The sequence below is a fragment of the Phocaeicola faecicola genome, from assembly GCF_013618865.1.
Lineage (GTDB): Bacteria > Bacteroidota > Bacteroidia > Bacteroidales > Bacteroidaceae > Phocaeicola > Phocaeicola faecicola.
Window position 1 is genome coordinate 1 of the sequence record NZ_JABSOE010000119.1, and the last position, 4,461, is coordinate 4,461.

Annotated in this window: 5 protein-coding genes and 1 pseudogene; all 6 read left to right on the top strand. The window is 55.3% G+C overall.

Features of this window, described 5'->3' with window-relative positions; translation table 11 throughout:
* Positions 1 to 542: hypothetical protein (locus H3001_RS18635; RefSeq protein WP_449579113.1), on the top strand; the 542-nt coding region annotated here is incomplete at its 5' end.
* A gap of 3 nt (positions 543 to 545) precedes the next feature.
* Positions 546 to 1,550: a conjugative transposon protein TraJ gene (gene traJ / locus H3001_RS18640; protein WP_021824950.1), complete on the top strand. Its 1,005-nt coding sequence runs from the start codon at positions 546 to 548 to the stop codon at positions 1,548 to 1,550.
* A gap of 50 nt (positions 1,551 to 1,600) precedes the next feature.
* Positions 1,601 to 2,224 (top strand): conjugative transposon protein TraK, encoded by a 624-nt coding sequence (gene traK, locus H3001_RS18645; protein ID WP_181215746.1) that lies wholly within the window; start codon positions 1,601 to 1,603, stop codon positions 2,222 to 2,224.
* Between the two features lie 4 nt (positions 2,225 to 2,228).
* Positions 2,229 to 2,546, top strand: coding sequence for a TraL conjugative transposon family protein (locus H3001_RS18650; protein ID WP_153113002.1), 318 nt, complete (start codon positions 2,229 to 2,231; stop codon positions 2,544 to 2,546).
* On the top strand, positions 2,527 to 3,879 hold the full coding sequence (gene traM / locus H3001_RS18655) for a conjugative transposon protein TraM (protein ID WP_181215747.1): 1,353 nt from the start codon (positions 2,527 to 2,529) through the stop codon (positions 3,877 to 3,879). Before H3001_RS18650 ends, traM begins: the two co-directional genes overlap by 20 nt.
* A 53-nt stretch (positions 3,880 to 3,932) precedes the next feature.
* Positions 3,933 to 4,340: pseudogene (locus H3001_RS18660) on the top strand (DUF4138 domain-containing protein); the annotation flags it as partial.
* Between the last annotated feature and the right edge of the window lie 121 nt (positions 4,341 to 4,461).

Here is a 4,461-nt window from a genome sequence, read left to right on the forward strand (position 1 = left end):
TAACAATGAATAGATTGATATTATTAGTAGAAAGCCGGATACGCGGAGACGTGTACGTCCGGTTTGGGGGCGAGCTTCCGAAAACCCACCGTAGTAATACGGCAGGGCGTTGGATGCTTAGCCTACCCCTGAAGTCGGTGAACAACCTCGTCAAGGATGCCCGTAAGGTGCAGCAGACCATCCTGATGGTGGGCGACATCACGGACATCTACGTGAACAGCTTCCAGAAGATGATGCGCGACGAGAACTTCACGGTGGAGGAACTGTCAGCCATCGCCTTCGGCTACACCAAGCTGCTGGAGGAGAGTAACGACGTGCTGACGGAGCTGAAGAACGTGGTGAACATCACCACGCTCTCCATGACGGACAAGGACCGCATGGACGTGGTGGAGGGCTGCTACCAGAAGATGAAGCGGTACCGCAACCTCGTGAGCTACTACACCAACAAGAACATCAGCGTGAGCTACCTGCGGGCGAAGAAGAAAAACGACCTAGACCGCGTGATGGGGCTCTACGGCAGTGCCAACGAAAGATACTGGTAGCCTATGGACTTCGAGAACCTTCACCAGATACTGCGCTCGCTCTACGACGAGATGATGCCGCTGTGCGAGGACATGGCGGGCGTGGCGAAAGGCATCGCCGGACTGGGCGCACTCTTCTACGTGGCCTACCGGGTATGGCAGTCGCTGGCGCGTGCCGAACCGATAGACGTGTTCCCAATGCTCCGTCCGTTTGCCATAGGGCTGTGCATCATGTTCTTCCCCACGGTGGTGCTGGGTACGCTCAGCGGAGTGCTCTCGCCGATTGTACAGGGTACGGCCAAGATGCTGGAGGCGGAGACGCTGGACATGAACGAGTACCGGGAGCAGAAGGACAAGCTGGAATACGAGGCGATGAAGCGCAACCCGGAGACGGCCTACTTAGTGTCGAACGAGGAGTTCGACAAGCAACTGGAGGAACTGGGGTGGTCGCCCGACGACCTTGTCACCATGGCTGGGATGTACATCGAGCGGAGCATGTACCAGATGAAGAAGGGCGTGCGCGACTTCTTCCGTGAGTTGCTGGAACTGCTGTTTCAGGCCGCTGCCCTCGTGATAGACACGCTGAGGACGTTCTTCCTCGTGGTGCTGTCGATACTGGGGCCGATAGCCTTCGCCATCTCGGTGTGGGACGGCTTCCAGAGCACGCTGACGCAGTGGATATGCCGCTATGTGCAGGTGTATCTGTGGCTGCCCGTGTCGGACATGTTCAGCACCATACTGGCCAAGATACAGGTGCTGATGCTGCAGAGCGACATCGAGCGGATGCAGGCCGACCCCAACTTCTCGCTGGATTCGAGCGACGGGGTGTATATCGTGTTCATGATCATAGGCATCATCGGCTACTTCACCATCCCCACCGTTTCGGGCTGGATTATCCAAGCCGGAGGCATGGGCAACTATGGGCGCAACGTGAACCAGACGGCTGGCAAGGCTGGCGGCTTCGCCGGCAGCGTGGCAGGTGCCACCGCTGGCAATGTGGCCGGACGTGTCGGGAAACTGCTGAGATAATGAGATAAAAAAGAGTATGTGTAACATCAAAACAAGGAGAAAACAAGAAAATGGAATTTAAGTCATTAAAGAACATCGAGAGCTCGTTCAGGCAGATTCGCCTGTTCAGCATGGTGTTCCTCGCCTTGTGTGCCGTGGTGACGGTGTGGAGCGTGTGGAGTTCCTACCGCTTTGCGGAGAAACAGCGGGAGAAAATCTATGTGCTGGACAACGGCAAGTCGCTGATGCTGGCCCTCTCGCAGGACCTGTCGCAGAACCGTCCGGCGGAGGCGAGGGAGCACGTACGCCGCTTCCATGAGCTGTTCTTCACGCTCTCGCCGGAGAAGAGCGCGATTGAGCACAACGTGAAGCGTGCGCTGCTGTTGGCCGACCGCAGCGTGTACAACTACTATTCGGACTTTGCGGAAAAGGGTTATTACAACCGCATCATCGCAGGTAACATCAATCAGGTGCTGAAGGTGGACAGCGTGGTGTGTGACTTCAACGGCTATCCGTACCGTGCCACCACCTACGCACGGCAGCAGATTATCCGGCAGAGCAACATCACGGAGCGCAGCCTCGTGACGACGTGCCGGCTGCTGAACGCCTCACGCTCGGACGACAATCCCAACGGATTCACTATCGAGGGGTTCACCATCATTGAGAACAAGGACTTACAGACAATCAAACGATGACGGCATGAAGGAAAATAGAATCAGGAAATCGGCATGGAGGCTCTTCTGGAGTCTCCGCGATAAAAGAAAGCAGATGACGGAGCTGGCCAAGGACCGGTTGGAGGGTCTGCCACAGCGGACGAAGAGACGCATCATATTGGGAATGCTCGCCGTCTTTGCGGTGCTTGCCCTCTACACTTTCGGCAAGGCCGTCTATGACATTGGCAGAGACGAAAGCCGAAAGATGGAGATAGACCATGCTGGGCAGGTGGAACTGTCCATCAAGCCCACAGTTAGTAATCACTCAACACCTTATTATTTATATGGAACAGACGAAGATTGAAGTACAAGACAAGGACAAGACTCCCGACAAGGAGAAAAGCAAGGAAAAGCCCAAACATGAGCGTACACCGCTCACGGAGGCGGAACGGCTGAGACGGCAGAAGATGATTGTGCTGCCTGCCATGGTGCTGGTGTTCCTCGGTGCGATGTGGCTGATTTTCTCCCCATCGTCTGACGAAACAAAAGAGCCTGGTATGGATGGCTACAACATGGAGATGCCGGATGCCGACAAGGCGGACAGGCAGATTATCGGCGACAAGGCCAAAGCCTATGAGCAGGGAGCGTTGGAGGAACGCAAGGAAAACCGCAACCGCTCGATGATGGAGCTGGGAGACATGTTCGACCGTGAAGTAGCGGGAAACGAATCCGCTGCGGATTTCAGTCTGACAGCCAATGACAGTGCGGAAAAGAGTGAGCCCGCAACGCCTCAAAGCATCCGATCGTCTGCCACCGCCTACCGTGACCTGAATACCACGCTTGGCAGTTTCTATGAACAGCCAAAGGAGGAAAATGCGGAGATGGAGGAGCTGCTGGAGCGCATTGCCTCGCTGGAATCAGAACTTGAAAGCGAGAAAGACAAGGCTTCCGATATGGACGACCAAGTGGCACTCATGGAAAAGTCCTACGAACTGGCGGCAAAATATATGGGCGGTCAGAATGGCGGACAACCCAAACAGGAGGCAATGCCTGCCACTGTGAGCAAAGCAGGAAAGAATGCTGTCAGTCCCGTAAGACAGGTGACGAAGCAGGTGGTATCCGCCCTCGGACAGCCGATGAGTAACGAGGAGTTCGTCGCCGCCAATGCGCAGGAGCGAAATTATGGTTTCAACACCGCTGTGGGCAAGGTCGGGGTGACGGACAAGAACACCATATCGGCGTGCGTCTATGGAGCGCAGAGCGTGACGGACGGGCAGGCGGTGAAGCTGCGCCTGTTGGAGCCGATGGCCGTGGCGGAACGGATTATTCCCCGAAATGCAGTGGTGGTAGGGGCGGCACGTGTGCAGGGCGAACGCCTCGACATCGAAATCACCTCAATAGAGCATGAGGGGACTATCGTGCCTGTGGAGCTTTCGGTCTATGACACGGACGGGCAGCAGGGTATCTTCATCCCCGGCTCTATGGAGATGGATGCGGTGCGGGAGGTTGCCGCCAACATGGGCGGCTCGCTCGGCAGCAGCATCAACATCTCCACCAATGCGGGGGCACAGTTGGCCTCCGACCTCGGCAAAGGACTGATACAAGGCACAAGTCAGTATATCGCCAAGAAGATGCGTACCGTGAAGGTGCATCTGAAGGCAGGTTATAAAGTGATGCTGTATCAGGACAGAGATTGAAAACATATTAAACAACAACCCAATTTTTATTCACCACTAAAATCCAAAGTGAAATGAGAAAAGCAATCATGATTTTTGCCCTCGCGATGGGCATCGTAACTGCCAATGCGCAGGAGAACAAGACCGTGAAGGAAAGTAACGGAAGTGAAGGACAGCCTACCCTGACCAAAGAGGTCTATCCGCAGAAGGAGGCGGAGGGCGACCTGTATCACGGGCTGACGAAGAAGCTGACCTTCGACCGCATGATTCCGCCCCACGGGCTGGAGGTGACATACGACAAGACCGTACACATCATCTTCCCGGCAGAGGTGCGCTATGTGGATTTGGGTTCGCCCAACCTGATAGCGGGCAAGGCGGACGGTGCGGAGAACGTGATCCGTGTGAAGGCGACCGTGAAGAACTTCAAGAACGAGACGAACATGAGCGTCATCACGGAGGACGGCAGCTTTTACACGTTCAGTGCGCCCATAATAGGGGCTTGATAATAATCACACTGGCAAGTGATTAGGTTAGTATTCCAATTAAGAAACCTATCCCAAACCGACTTATCCGAATGGGAAACCAAACGGGGAGTGAAGCATG